The following is a 13,318-nucleotide window of genomic DNA, read 5'->3' on the forward strand; positions in this document are numbered from 1 at the left end:
GATAAAGGCGGCGGTTTGGGTGAAGTTTGAGCTCATAGAATTAGATCCTTGATTTGTCTACCGGCGCAGGGCGCCATGAAAACACTTCTGTATATGCCACTGGTACTGACCAATAATTGGACCGCGAACATCATAGCCCATGGGTCAGGCACCAACAACAATAATTGGCAATGCGAATTCGGGTCTTGAGGACAAGCCAGAAAAAGATATGTGGAAAAACAAAAAACCCGCTGACTTTTGCAAGTCAGCGGGTTTTCTGATGAAACCTGGTGCCGTTGGCCGGAATCGAACTGGCGACCTTCACATTACGAATGTGCTGCTCTACCAACTGAGCTACAACGGCGAAGACCCACATTCTACAAACAATGCACAAAATTTGCTAGTGTCAACGCGAACTTTTTTGCATTTTTTTAGCGGCCCGGCTGCGGGCCGCTGAAAATCGTGGAAAAGTGCGGCTTTTTTACTCGGCGTGATACGCGGTGACGCGGGCCACTTCATCCTTCGAGCCGAGGAAGACGGGCACGCGCTGGTGCAGCTTGTGCGGGGCGATGTCCATGATGCGCTGCTGGCCGTCGGTGGCCGCGCCGCCGGCTTGCTCGACGATGAAGGCCATCGGGTTCGCTTCGTACATCAGACGCAGCTTGCCCGGCATCGAGGTGTCGCGCAGGTCGGCCGGGTACATGAAGATGCCGCCGCGGTTCAGGATGCGGTGCACGTCGGCCACCATCGAGGCGATCCAGCGCATATTGAAGTTGGTGCCGCGCGGGCCCGTGTCGCCGGCCAGCAGTTCGTCGACATAGCGCTTCACGGGCGGATGCCAGTGGCGCGCGTTCGACATATTGATGGCGAATTCCTTCGTCGTCGGCGGAATCTGCATATTGCTTTGCGTGAGGACCCACGAACCCATCTCGCGGTCCAGGGTGAAGCAGTTCACGCCGTTGCCGAAGGTCAGCACCAGCATGGTTTGCGGGCCGTACACGGCGTAGCCGGCCGCCACTTGCTTGCAGCCCGCCTGCATGAAGTCCTGCTCGGTCGGCTGGCCCATGCCGTCCGGCGCCTTCAGCACGGAGAAGATGGTGCCGATCGAGACGTTGACGTCGATGTTCGACGAGCCGTCCAGCGGGTCGAACAGCAGCATGTATTCGCCCTTCGGATAGCGGTTCGGGATCGGGTGGATCGATTCCATCTCTTCCGACGCCATGGCCGCCAGGTGGCCGCCCCATTCGTTCGCTTCCAGCAAAATCTCATTGGAGATGATGTCGAGTTTTTTCTGTACCTCGCCCTGCACGTTTTCCGTGTCGGCCGTGCCCAGCACTTCACCGAGGGCGCCCTTGCCGACGGCGTGGCTGATGGTCTTGCAGGCGCGCGCGACGACTTCGATCAGCAGGCGCAGTTCGGCCGGAATGCTGTTGTTCGAGCGCTGCTCTTCAACCAGGTATTGCGTAAGACTGATGCGTTTCATGAAACCCCTTAGTTAGTGTTTTAAATACGTCTCGTGCGGTGATTGTCGGCTTACGCGCCGTTGGCGCCAAGCCGACCTACGAAATCATGACGCCGTGTAGGTCGGATCAGCCCGCAGGGCGTAATCCGACACACCGTCAATTGGCCAATGCCTTGCTGACCACTTCCATCACGTCGTTCGACAAACTGGCCTGGCCGGCGACTTGCTCCAGCGCGTCGCGCATGTGGCCTTGCAGCGCCGGCACGTAACGGCGCCAGCGGTCCATGGAGCGCGCCAGGCGGGCGGCCACCTGCGGATTCAGGGCGTCGAGGGCGATGACCTGCTCGGCCCAGAAGGCGTAGCCGCTGCCGTCGGACGCATGGAATTGCGATGGATTGCCGTTGGTGAAATTGAAGATCAGGCTGCGCGCACGATTCGGGTTTTTCAAGGTGAAGGCCGGATGCGTCATCAGCTGGCGCACGGCTTGCACGTCGGTCGTCGGCGCGGCCGCCTGCATGGCGAACCATTTGTCGACCACCAGCGCCTCGTTCTCGAAGTCGGCATAGAAACTGCTCAAGGCCGCCTGCGCATGCGGCTGCGAGCCGGAATGAATCAGCGCCGCCAGCGCCGCGGCGCGGTCCGTCATGTTGCCGGCATTGTCGAACTGCAGCCGCGCCAGGTCCAGCTCCGCCGCTTCGGGCGCGATCAGCAGATACGACAGGGCCAGGTTTTTCAGCGCGCGCTTGCCGGCCGACAGGGCGTCGGGGCTGTATTCGCCCGGCGTCTGGTTGGCGTGGTACTGCGCCAGCAATTCAGGTTTCAGGGCTGTCGCGATGGTGCGGCGCATGAACTGGCGCGCCGCATGGATCGCCTGCGGGTCGACTTGCGCCATGCGCTCGGCGATGATGGTTTCCGACGGCAGGATCAGGGCCAGCTCGCGGAAAGCGGGATCGAGCGTGTCGTCGGCCAGCAGGGCACGCTGCGCTGCGATGAAGGTGTCGTCCAGCGCCAGGGGCTCGCCGGCGGCGACGGCGGCGGTCAGTTTCAGCAGGCGCTCCATGGCCAGGCGCTGGCCCGCTTCCCAGCGGTTCACGGGATCGCTGTCGTGGCGGAACAGGTGCAGCAACTCCGCATCGGTATAGCCGTATTCGAGCACCACGGGCGCGGAAAAATCGCGCAGCAGCGATGGCACGGGCAATTCCGCCACCTGGCTGAAACGGAAGGTCTGCTGTGCTTCGGTCAGCTCCAGCACCACGCTGGCCGCGCCGTTCGACGCCACGCCATCCACGTGCAGCGGCAGGTCGCTGCCATCGGCGGCCAGCAAGCCGACGGTGACGGGAATGTGGAAAGGCAGTTTTTTCGGCTGGCCCGGCGTGGCGGGGCAGCTTTGCGCCAGGGTCAGCTCGAACGTCCGGCTGGCGGCGTCGTAGCGCGTGGAAGCGGTGACGACGGGCGTGCCGGCCTGGCTGTACCAGCGTTCGAACTGGCTGAAGTCGCGGCCATTCGCGTCCGCCATGGCGGCGCGGAAGTCGTCGCACTGCACGGCCTGGCCATCGTGGCGTTCGAAATACAGGTCCATACCCTTGCGGAAACCGTCGCGGCCGACCAGGGTCTGGTACATGCGCACCACTTCGGCGCCCTTCTCGTAAATGGTGACCGTATAAAAGTTATTGATCTCGACGAAAGAGTCGGGACGCACGGGATGGGCCATCGGGCCCGCGTCTTCGGGGAACTGCGCCTGGCGCAGCGTACGCACCTGGTCGATGCGCGTGACGGCGCGGCCCGTGTCCGTGCCGATCATGTCAGCCGAGAATTCCTGGTCGCGGAATACCGTCAAGCCTTCCTTCAGCGACAGCTGGAACCAGTCGCGGCACGTCACGCGGTTGCCGGTCCAGTTATGGAAGTATTCATGGCCCACTACCGCTTCGATGCCCGCGTAATCGACGTCGGTCGCCACGCGCGAGTTGGCCAGCACGTACTTGGTGTTGAAGATGTTCAGGCCCTTGTTTTCCATGGCGCCCATGTTGAAGTCGCCCACGGCGACGATCATGAAGCGGTCCAGGTCCAGTTCCAGGCCGAAGCGTTCCTCGTCCCAGCGGATCGAGTTTTTCAGCGACTGCATGGCGTAATCGGTCTTATCGAGGTTGCCCTCTTCCACCCACACCTGCAGCAGCACTTCGCGGCCCGATTTCAAGGTGTAACGCTCTTCCTGGCACACCAGGCGCGCCGCCACCAAGGCGAACAGGTAGGACGGTTTCTTGAAAGGGTCTTCCCACTTGGCGTAATGGCGGCCGTCGCCCAGGTCGCCCTCTTCGATCAGGTTGCCGTTCGATAGCAGCACCGGATAGCGTTCCTTGTCGGCGCGCAGCATGACCGTGTACCTGGCCATCACATCCGGGCGGTCCGGGAAGAAGGTGATGCGGCGGAAGCCTTCCGCTTCGCACTGCGTGAAGAAATTATGGTTCGACACGTACAAGCCGGACAGCGAGGTATTGTCCTGCGGCGCCAGCACGGTCTCGATATCGAGCAGCACCTCGTCCGGGGCCTTGGGGATGGTCAGCATGCCGGCCGTCAGCTTGTATTGCGACGGCTTCAATACCTTGCCGTTCAGGCGTATCATCACCAGTTCGATGTGTTCGCCATGCAATTCAATGCTGCGGCTGCTGCTGGCAGGGTTGTGGCGCATGCGGATCCGGCTCGCCACCACTGTGCGGGCGGGATCAAGATCGAAACCAAGTTCGACGCTGTCGACCAAGAAGCTGGGCGGCGTGTAATCTTTGCGGTAAATCGTCTGAGGGCTGTCTGTGCGCATAGGGATTTGGGTGGGAGCGGAGGCAAAAGCCTATTTTACCAACACCAGCCCCCGCTCGTCGCGATTCAGCTCAGGAATGTTGGATTCCCTTACACGCCGACATGCTCGGTAACATTCTGTAATAATGAATAGAAACAAATAGAACTATTCTTATAATACTAAGCGATGAATTGTGTCTACTAATCAGGAGGTCATGCAATGAAACGTTATCTCACCATCATGATGGCCGCATTGACCGTGTTGCTGACCGGATGCGCCACCACCATACGCAGCGATGTCACCGTCTTCCATGAGTGGCCCGCGCAATTGCAGGACAAATCGTATGCATTTGAAGCGCCAGCGGCGGAAGACGACACGCTGGAATACCGCAGCTACCAGAACCTGGTGCGCGCGGAACTGGCCAAGCACGGCTTCGGCGAAGCTTCCGGCCCCGCGGCGGCCAATTTGCGCGTGGCAATGAATTTTTCCACCGTCGACTATCCTGAACGCGTGCTGCAGGCCACCGACCCGTTCTGGTATGGTCCCGGCTACTGGCCTGGCCGCTACGGCTACCGCTACGGCGCATGGCCAGGCTATGGCCGCTTCGGCTACAACCCCTATTGGTATGGCCCGCTGGAAATGGAAGAGAGCGTACGCCATAAGTACGAACGCGAATTGCGCGTGACGATCAATGACCGCAGCGGCAAGAAACTGTACGACGTGACCGTGCAATCGACCAGCAACAAGCGCGCCACGTCGCAAGTGATGCCCGCCATGGTGGCGAGCGCCTTTGCCGACTTCCCTGGCCAGAGCGGCGTGCCACGGAAAGTCGAAGTCAAAATAGAATAATGACGTCGCAATACAAAAAAAAACCGGCTTGTGCAGCAATGCGCAAGCCGGTTTTTTTCATATTTAAGAATAATATGCCTCGGCGGCAAAGGTGAGCGCGCCGATCAGGGCCACGGCCAATAACAGCACGAGCAGCAGGCGGCCGAACTTCGGCGCGCCGTCATGTGGGCCGCTCATGGCACGATGATGGTCGAACCGGTCGTCTTGCGCCCTTCCAGGTCCGTGTGCGCCTGGGCGATATTGGCCAGGCTGTAGCGCTGGTTGATCTCGATCTGCACTTCGCCGCTGCTGACGACGCCGAACAGCGAGGCCGCCATCTCTTCCAGGTTGGCGCGGTTCGAGGCATAGCTGAACAGGGCCGGGCGCGTGATGAAGAGCGAGCCGCGCGAGGCCAGTTCGCTCAGCGTAAATGCCGGCACGGGACCGGAAGCGTTGCCGAAGCTGACCATCATGCCCAACGGCGCCAGGCAGTCGAGCGAGCCCGTAAACGTGTCCTTGCCGATGGAATCGTAGACCACGGAGACGCCCTTGCCGCCCGTGATCTCGCGCACGCGCTCGACGAAGTTTTCCGTGTTGTAGTTGATGACGTGGGCCGCGCCGTGCGCCTTGGCCAGCGCCGCCTTTTCATCGGAACCGGCCGTGCCGATCAGGTTCACGCCCAGCACCTTGGCCCACTGGCAGGCGATCAGGCCCACACCGCCAGCGGCCGCGTGGAACAGGATGGTATCGCCCGCCTTCAGCGCCACCGTGCGGTGGAACAGGTATTGCACCGTCAAGCCTTGCAGCATCATGGCGGCGGCCGTATCAAAACCGATGCGCTCGGGCAGCACCAGCAGCAGGGCCGCCGGCAGGTTGCGCTGCTGCGCATAGGCGCCATTGATGCGCGCCGCGTAGGCCACGCGGTCGCCGACCTTCACTTCCGTGACGCCCTCGCCCACCGCCTCGACGATGCCCGCGCCTTCCACGCCGAGGCCATTGGGCAGCGGCTGCGGATACAAGCCCGTGCGGAAATACACGTCGATGAAATTGAGGCCGATCGCCTCATGCTTGACGCGCGCCTCGCCGGGCCCCGGCGGCGGCAGTTCCACGTCTACGTATTCCATCACTTCCGGGCCGCCCACGCGCTGTACGCGGATGGCCTTGGTGGTAATCGTTGCGCTCATGCTCATCTCCTTGTCTGGGTGAATCAGGCGGCAGCAACGGCCCGCGCCTGCAGCTGCGACAGCACCAGGTGCGCCGACGACAGATTCGTCGCGCACGCCACGTTGTGCACGTCGCAGGCGCGCACCAGGGCATTGATGTCCGGCTCGTGCGGCTGCGGCGTCATCGGGTCGCGCAGGAAGATCACGCAATCGATCAAGCCTTCCACCAGCAGCGAGCCGATCTGCAAGTCGCCGCCGAACGGGCCGGAATGCTTGCGTTCGACGGCCAGGCCCAGCTCGTTGATCAGGCGGCCGCCCGTGGTGCCCGTGGCCGACAGTTCGCAGCCCTGCAGAAAATCCAGGTATTCGCCCGCCAGGGTAATCATGTCATCTTTTTTCTTGTCGTGGGCAATCAGGGCGATGCGTGTTTTCATGGTAAGGGCGTTTTCAGTGGGTGGAGGAATTATTTCTTTTTCGACAGCAAGTAAATACCGGCCAATACCAGGCTGGTGCCAGCCAGTTGCCAGTTGGTGATCGGTTCATCGAGGATCATGGCGCCCAGGAACAGGGTCGAGACGGGGCCGATCATGCCCGCCTGCGAAGCGACGGGCGCGCCGATGCGTTCGACGGCGATCATCGTCATAAAGACGGGCATCACCGTGCAAAAGATGCCATTAAGCAAAGACAAGCCATACACGGGCATGGGCTGGATCAGCAATTCGACGGGGCGCAGGATGAAAAACTGGGCGATGCAGGCAAAGCTGGCCACGCACATCGCATAGCTGACCAGGCGCATGGAGCCGATGCGTTTCACCAGCTCGCCCGAACCCAGCAGATACACGGCATACGAACAGGCGGAGCCCAGCACGAGGGTGGAACCGAGCGCCACATTGCTGGCGCCGCCCTGCAAATCGTGCACGAATACCAGCACGATGCCGCAGTACGAGGTTAGCAAGGCCAGCCACTGCAGGCGGCTGATGCGCTGCTTGAAGTACACGGTGGTAATCAAGAGCACGAAGGTCGGCGTGAGAAACAGGATCAGCCGTTCCAGCCCCACGGAAATATATTGCAGGCCCAGGAAGTCCAGATAGCTGGACAGGTAATAGCCGACGAGACCCAGACCGACCAGGCGCCAGCGGTCGCTGGTCGACAGGGGCGGCTCCGTGCGCATCTTCCACCACGCGATGACGGCGAACACGGGCAGCGAAAAGATCATCCTGAAGGCGATCAGGGTGACGGCGTCGATCTGGTAGCGGTACAGCAGCTTGGCGACGATGGCCTTGGTGGAAAACAGCACCGCACCGCCCACGGCGATGGCCAGGCCACCGAGGTAGACGGAACGGGGAATAGATGGAGGATTTGCTTGCGGGGAACTGGAGCTCATGCCCAGATTGTAATGGCAAAAGCCAAAGACGGCGTGGGTGGGGCGTAGGTCGGGTTAGCCCAAAGGGCGTAACCCGACACCACCGCAACGTAACCCGCCCCCCATCCCCGCCAACCATGTTGTCGGATTACGCGCGGCATGGCCGCGCTAACCCGACCTACCCTTTACGCCACCACCACCGCCGCCGCACCCGCCGTGACCGTGGCCGTCGTCACGCGCGCAATCACGTTCGAAGGCGCCGCCGTGCCGATCAGTTTATTCACCTGCTTGAACTGCGCCACCAGCTTGCCCGGCGTCAAGGTGACCACCGTGTAGCCCTGCGCATCCGTGTTCAGGTGCTTGATCCACGGGTTGTTGCCCAGGCCGGACAATTGCTGCGCCAGGCCCAGCAGGGTCGTGCTGAAGTCAGTGCTCGCTTTCAATCCAGCCTGCACTGCAGCGACCGTCGCGTCCAGCTGGGCTTCCGGCACGCCCTTGGCGGCCAGGGCGCCGCGCAGCTGTACGCGCAATTGCTCCAGCAGGCTGTCGACGGTGGGCGCCGCCTTGCCCATGGTGTAGTCGAGCAGGTTGACGTCGAGGTTGACCGTGCCCAGGCCCGTCACGGGAATGGCCAGCGGGTAGCTGACGAGGGTGCCGATGTCGCCCATGGCGCCGGCGGCCGACTTCAGGTAGCTGAAGAAGGAATCCGAGCTGACGCCGGCCGACACGAGGTCCACCATGACGGGCGTGCCGCCGCCGGCCGCGTCGAAGTCGTCGCTGACCGTGCCGGCGAAGAACGAGTGGATATCACCCGTGATGGCCACCACGTTGCCGATGGCATTGTTTTTCAGGTGCGCCATCAGGTTCTTGCGCTCGCTGTTGTAGCCGTCCCACTGGTCGCAATTGAGCAGGAAGCGCGTGAAGAACGGCGCCAGCGCCGCTTGCTGGCCCGACGCGGCGACGAAACTTGAGGCGGCGCCCTTGGCCTGCACGTCGGGCTTGATCCAGCCGAAGGCGATCACCTGTGCGGCGGCGGCCGGCGAGCCGCTGTTGTAGGCGGCTACCGTGATACCGGCCTGGGCCGCGCTCAAACCGGCGCCCACGGCAGCGGCGCCCTGCGCGCTGGCGTTGGCGGCCGCGCCGGCGATCGCCATGGCCGCCGCTTGCGCCACGGCCTGCGATGCACCGGTCGTCGAAGCGGCCACGATGGCGCAGGCCAGCGGCACGCTGCCGCCCACCAGCGGCAGGGTGCTGGCGATGGCCTGGCCCACTTTCGACATGGCGCTCAGCGCCAGCAGGGTGGCAATCGCATCCGTGCCATTCAAGCCCATGCGCAGCAGGGACACTTCATTGCCCCACAGCTTCCAGGTCGAGGTGGCCGCCTTCATCTTGCCCTTCCACCAGTCGCGCTGGGTCGTGCCCAGCATGGCAACAAAGGCCAGCGGGTCGGCGCCGGCCTTGGTGGCGGCGGCCATTTTCTGCCCTTCCACGCTGTCGAACAGCGCTTGCGGCACCAGGTAGCGGCTGCCGATGCTACCCAACGGCTTGCCCGTGGCGGGATTGATGGTCGACTCGGCGACCGCATGGTCGGCGCGGTACAGGCGCTCGTCCGTCATCACCAGCTGCATCAGTTTGCCGAACTGGAAATCGCGGTAGATCTGGATGTTCTGGAACGTTGTCGCGGCGGCATCGAACGTGACGTCGGCCGGCATGTATTCGAACCATGCCTGGTTGGCGCTGCGGCGGCGGGCCGGCTGGTGCAGATCGCTGCCATCCGTCGCCACGATGCCTTCGTAGGTGGAGGCATCCTGCCAGGCGTCGTCCGTGAATTCGTGGTCGTCCCAGATGGCGATGAAGGCGAAGCGCTCGTGCACGGCTTGCAGGCGCGTATCGGTGCGGTATTTCTTGTACAGGTAGCGGTAATCGGCCACGGTCGTCGCGTATTTCGCGCCGGAGGTGCCGCTTTTATACGTGCCATCTGGCAATTTCAACTGGTCGTGGCGGCTTTCCACGGCGCCGCTCTGGAACGCTTCACCCACCGTTTCATAGATGTAGTCGCCCAGGTGGACGATGAAATCGAGCGACTCATTCGCGGCGATGTGCGACAGCGCGCCCCAGTGGTTGATGCTCCAGTCCTGGCACGTCAGGTAGGCGAACTGCAGCTGTGACACGTCGCTGGTCGCAGCCGGCGCCGTCTTGAAGCGGCCCACGTTCGAGCGCACGTCGCCGGCGATGAACTGGTAAAAATACACCTGGCCCGGCTGCAGGCCCGTCACCTTGTGGCGTAGGGTATTGTCGAAATCGGCTTTCAGGGGCAGCTTGGCATCCACGATGGGCGTGCCGGCCAAGGCCGTATTACCGCCCAGGCCGGCCGTATTGTCGGCGGCGCTGACGATCAGGCGCACGGCCACGTCCGATTTACCGGCCACGGCGGGCGCGACGGCGTCGAAACTGGCGGGCACGACGCGCGTCCACAGCATGGCGCTGTCGGCGCGCGGGTCGCCCGAAGCCACGCTTTGCGGGAATTTCCAGTCGCTGCCCGAGGCCAGCGGCACGCCAGGATCGCTGTGATCGCTGCTGCCGCAGGCCGTGAGCCCGGCGGTGGCCACGGAAACCGTAATGAAGCCGCCCAATTTCAGAAATTGCCGTCTATCCATTTGACTTGCCATGATGTCGCGCCCTCGATATGGTGAAAGCGCGTCACTTTAGCAACAGATTGTGTCATCCTGATGACGGGGCCATGCCGCTTCGCAGGGGGCCGATATGCTAAAATGTCGGCCACAATTGAACACCCGTCTAAGGAAGATTCGACATGGCAGGACATAGCAAATGGGCCAATATCAAGCATAAAAAGGCTGCCACCGATGCCAAGCGCGGCAAAATCTGGACGCGCCTGATCAAGGAAATCACGGTCGCGGCCCGCATGGGCGGCGCCGATATCGCGGCCAATCCGCGCCTGCGCCTGGCCGTCGACAAGGCGGCTGACGCCAATATGCCGAAAGACAACGTCCAGCGCGCGATCAACCGCGGCAGCGGCGGCGTCGACGGCGCCAACTACGAGGAAGTGCGCTACGAAGGCTACGGCGTGGGCGGCGCGGCCGTCATCGTCGAATGCATGACCGACAACCGCGTGCGCACGGTGGCCGAAGTGCGCAACGCCTTCAACAAGAATGGCGGCAACATGGGCAACGAAGGCTCCGTCGCCTTCATGTTCCAGCACTGCGGCCAGTTGCTGTTCGCGCCGGGCACCGACGAAGACAAGCTGATGGAAGCGGCCCTGGAAGCGGGCGCCGAAGACGTCATCGCCGACGAGGAAGGCGGCTTCGAAGTGCTGACCCCCGTACACGATTTCGCCGCCGTCAAGGAAGCGCTGGAAGCGGCCGGCTTCAAGGCCGAAGTGGCCGAAGTCATCATGAAGCCGGCGACGGAAACCGTGTATGCGGGCGACGACGCCATCAAGATGCAAAAGCTGATCGATGCGCTGGAACTGCTGGACGACGTCCAGGAAGTGTTCACCAACGCCCTCATTGAGAATTAATCACTCTGCACACAAGGGCGGCACCGCCGCCCTGCAACCCACACTGAACGAACGGTCCCTATGAAAATTCTGGTAGTCGGCTCTGGCGGCCGCGAACACGCCCTGGCCTGGAAACTGGCCCAGTCCGAACGCATACAGATGGTGTATGTCGCACCGGGCAACGGAGGCACCGCGCGCGATGCGCGCCTGGTCAATCTCGACATCAGCGACCCGCAATTGCTGGCCGACTTCGTTCAGCAGGAACACATCGGCCTGACCGTCGTCGGCCCGGAAGTGCCGCTGGCGGCCGGTATCGTCAACCTGTTCCGCTCGCGCGGCCTGAAGATCTTCGGCCCGACCAAGGAAGCGGCGCAGCTGGAATCGTCGAAGGACTTCGCCAAGGCCTTCATGCAGCGCCACGGCATCCCGACGGCCGCCTACCAGACCTTCTCCGACGTCGCTCCCGCGCACGCCTACATCGACGCCATGGGCGCGCCGATCGTCATCAAGGCCGACGGCCTGGCCGCCGGCAAGGGCGTGGTCGTTGCCATGAGCCTGGAAGAAGCGCACCAGGCGGTCGACATGATGCTGTCCGATAACCAGTTCGGCGACGCCGGCGCGCGCATCGTCATCGAGGAATTCCTCGCCGGCGAAGAAGCGAGCTTCATCGTCATGTGCGACGGCAAGAACATCCTGCCGCTGGCCACCAGCCAGGACCACAAGCGCCTGAAGGACCACGACCAGGGCCCGAACACGGGCGGCATGGGCGCGTATTCGCCGGCCCCCATCGTCACGCCGGCCATGCATGCGCGCGTCATGCGCGAAATCATCGTGCCAACCATCCAGGGCATGGCCAAGGACGGCATCACGTTCACGGGCTTCCTGTACGCGGGCCTGATGATCGACGACAAGGGCACGCCGAAGACGCTGGAATTCAACTGCCGCATGGGCGACCCGGAAACGCAGCCCATCATGGCGCGCCTGAAGACCGACCTGGTCACCGTCATGGAACACGCCGTCAACGGCACGCTCGACGCCGTGGAACTGGAATGGGACCGCCGCACAGCCGTCGGCGTCGTCATGGCCGCCGCCGGCTACCCGGACGATCCCGTCAAGGGCACGCCGATCGGCGACATCCCGGCCGAAACGCCGGACGCCGTCACCTTCCATGCGGGCACCCGCATCGACGGCGAACGCCTGGTCACCAACGGCGGGCGCGTGCTGTGCGTGGTGGGCCTGGGCGACAGCATCAAGATGGCGCAGAAGCAGGCGTATGAGACCGTGGAAAAAATCCATTTCGACGGCGCGCAGTACCGCCGCGACATCGGCTGGCGCGGTTTGAAGCACTAAGCACGCCCCTGGCGGCGAACGGCGGGGCCGGCGCGGAGATTATCCGTCCCGGCCCCGTGTGCATAGGCGCGCCGGGAAACCGGCATCTGCGCTAAGATTTTGTCTTCCTGACAAAATTACAGCCCATGACCACACGCTCCCATCCCTCCCTCGCCGAACTGCGCCGGCTCGGCATGATCACGCCCCAGGAACTCGGCGAGGCGATGGACGAACTGGACATCCTCGCCCAGCCCGACGAGGACGATGTCGACATGCCACGACTGGCCGCCGGCGCAGGTCTCGCCGACACCCTGGCATGGCTGCTGCGCACCGACCTGCTGCCGCAGGACGACTTCCTGCGGCGCGTGCGCGACCTGCCGCGCCAGCATGACGGCGCGGCCCTGCTCGAGCGTCAGCAACTGGCCGCCGACGCGCTAACGCTGGTCAACCGCCAGGCCATCGACACCCTGTACGACGAAGACCTGCTCGACCAGTGGCAACGCGATGCCGCGCACGCCAGCTTGCCGGCGGACCGCCTGCTCGCCTCGCCGGTCGCCGCCCTGCGCGACATGCTCCGGCAAGGCACCCTGACGGCGCAACAATTCGAGGCGCTGCACCTGCGCACACGCCAGCGCGGCTCGGAACTGGCCTGTCTCATCGTCGACGCCGCCGCGCGGCAGGCCCGCCCCGCCTATGCCCGCCCGGGCACGTGGGTGATGGCCGCGCTGCTACTGCTGGTGCTGGCCTTTGCGGTCCGCACCATCGTCTCGAGGCAGCCGTCCGCCCCCGCCGTCCCCGTCGCCGGGCAAGGCACCGAGCGGCCCGATCTGCAGCAGCGCGCCGCGCAGGCCGTGGAGAGTGCGCGCGTGCCCGGCGGGCCAGACCT

Annotated in this window: 10 protein-coding genes and 1 tRNA gene; 4 read left to right on the forward strand and 7 right to left on the reverse strand. The window is 63.4% G+C overall.

Annotated elements, in window-relative coordinates:
• Positions 1-267: 267 nt before the first annotated feature.
• The 3 genes from AC0V2Y_RS10045 to pepN all read right to left on the reverse strand — a co-directional run bounded on the left by AC0V2Y_RS10045 (position 268) and on the right by pepN (position 4,253).
• Positions 268-343, reverse strand: a tRNA-Thr gene (locus AC0V2Y_RS10045).
• Positions 344-460: 117 nt separating this feature from the next.
• Positions 461-1,462, reverse strand: a complete 1,002-nt coding sequence (locus AC0V2Y_RS10050) for a class 1 fructose-bisphosphatase (protein WP_230539851.1) — start codon at positions 1,460-1,462, stop codon at positions 461-463.
• A 136-nt stretch (positions 1,463-1,598) separates the two neighbouring features.
• Positions 1,599-4,253 carry an aminopeptidase N gene (pepN, locus tag AC0V2Y_RS10055; protein ID WP_475417941.1) on the reverse strand — a complete coding sequence of 885 codons (2,655 nt, stop codon included), beginning with the start codon at positions 4,251-4,253 and terminating at the stop codon, positions 1,599-1,601.
• 198 nt (positions 4,254-4,451) lie between these two features.
• On the opposite strand from pepN, the gene AC0V2Y_RS10060 reads away from it, so the two are divergent.
• Complete coding sequence (locus AC0V2Y_RS10060) at positions 4,452-5,081, forward strand: DUF4136 domain-containing protein (protein ID WP_475417942.1); 630 nt, start codon at positions 4,452-4,454, stop codon at positions 5,079-5,081.
• A gap of 173 nt (positions 5,082-5,254) precedes the next feature.
• Here the strand turns inward: AC0V2Y_RS10060 and AC0V2Y_RS10065 are convergent, their stop codons facing one another.
• The 4 genes from AC0V2Y_RS10065 to AC0V2Y_RS10080 form a co-directional block, all read right to left on the reverse strand.
• Positions 5,255-6,244, reverse strand: coding sequence for a quinone oxidoreductase family protein (locus tag AC0V2Y_RS10065; protein WP_475417943.1), 990 nt, complete (start codon positions 6,242-6,244; stop codon positions 5,255-5,257).
• A 23-nt stretch (positions 6,245-6,267) separates the two neighbouring features.
• Positions 6,268-6,657 carry a methylglyoxal synthase gene (locus tag AC0V2Y_RS10070; protein ID WP_475417944.1) on the reverse strand — a complete coding sequence of 130 codons (390 nt, stop codon included), beginning with the start codon at positions 6,655-6,657 and terminating at the stop codon, positions 6,268-6,270.
• Positions 6,658-6,686: 29 nt separating this feature from the next.
• The gene (locus AC0V2Y_RS10075) at positions 6,687-7,607 is read right to left on the reverse strand and encodes a DMT family transporter (protein ID WP_475417945.1); all 921 of its coding nucleotides are present in this window, start codon (positions 7,605-7,607) and stop codon (positions 6,687-6,689) included.
• Positions 7,608-7,771: 164 nt separating this feature from the next.
• A complete protein-coding gene (locus AC0V2Y_RS10080; RefSeq protein WP_475417946.1) occupies positions 7,772-10,243 on the reverse strand; it encodes an alkaline phosphatase D family protein in 2,472 nt (823 codons plus the stop codon).
• Between the two features lie 155 nt (positions 10,244-10,398).
• Between AC0V2Y_RS10080 and AC0V2Y_RS10085 the strand changes: the two genes are divergently transcribed.
• The 3 genes from AC0V2Y_RS10085 to AC0V2Y_RS10095 form a co-directional block, all read left to right on the forward strand.
• On the forward strand, positions 10,399-11,124 hold the full coding sequence (locus AC0V2Y_RS10085; RefSeq protein WP_152281593.1) for a YebC/PmpR family DNA-binding transcriptional regulator: 726 nt from the start codon (positions 10,399-10,401) through the stop codon (positions 11,122-11,124).
• A 60-nt stretch (positions 11,125-11,184) separates the two neighbouring features.
• Positions 11,185-12,453 carry a phosphoribosylamine--glycine ligase gene (gene purD, locus AC0V2Y_RS10090; protein WP_475417947.1) on the forward strand — a complete coding sequence of 423 codons (1,269 nt, stop codon included), beginning with the start codon at positions 11,185-11,187 and terminating at the stop codon, positions 12,451-12,453.
• Between the two features lie 125 nt (positions 12,454-12,578).
• Positions 12,579-13,318 (forward strand): hypothetical protein (locus AC0V2Y_RS10095; protein ID WP_475418336.1); only part of this gene is annotated, 740 nt, incomplete at its 3' end.

The organism is Janthinobacterium sp. BHSEK (assembly GCF_056174685.1).

Coding starts and splice junctions, on each gene's coding strand:
- AC0V2Y_RS10085 (WP_152281593.1), top strand. CDS start 10,399: ATGGCAGGACATAGCAAATGGGCCAATATCAAGCATAAAAAGGCTGCC.
- AC0V2Y_RS10080 (WP_475417946.1), bottom strand. CDS start 10,243: ATGGATAGACGGCAATTTCTGAAATTGGGCGGCTTCATTACGGTTTCC.
- AC0V2Y_RS10050 (WP_230539851.1), bottom strand. CDS start 1,462: ATGAAACGCATCAGTCTTACGCAATACCTGGTTGAAGAGCAGCGCTCG.
- AC0V2Y_RS10075 (WP_475417945.1), bottom strand. CDS start 7,607: ATGAGCTCCAGTTCCCCGCAAGCAAATCCTCCATCTATTCCCCGTTCC.
- purD (WP_475417947.1), top strand. CDS start 11,185: ATGAAAATTCTGGTAGTCGGCTCTGGCGGCCGCGAACACGCCCTGGCC.
- AC0V2Y_RS10065 (WP_475417943.1), bottom strand. CDS start 6,244: ATGAGCGCAACGATTACCACCAAGGCCATCCGCGTACAGCGCGTGGGC.
- AC0V2Y_RS10070 (WP_475417944.1), bottom strand. CDS start 6,657: ATGAAAACACGCATCGCCCTGATTGCCCACGACAAGAAAAAAGATGAC.
- AC0V2Y_RS10060 (WP_475417942.1), top strand. CDS start 4,452: ATGAAACGTTATCTCACCATCATGATGGCCGCATTGACCGTGTTGCTG.
- pepN (WP_475417941.1), bottom strand. CDS start 4,253: ATGCGCACAGACAGCCCTCAGACGATTTACCGCAAAGATTACACGCCG.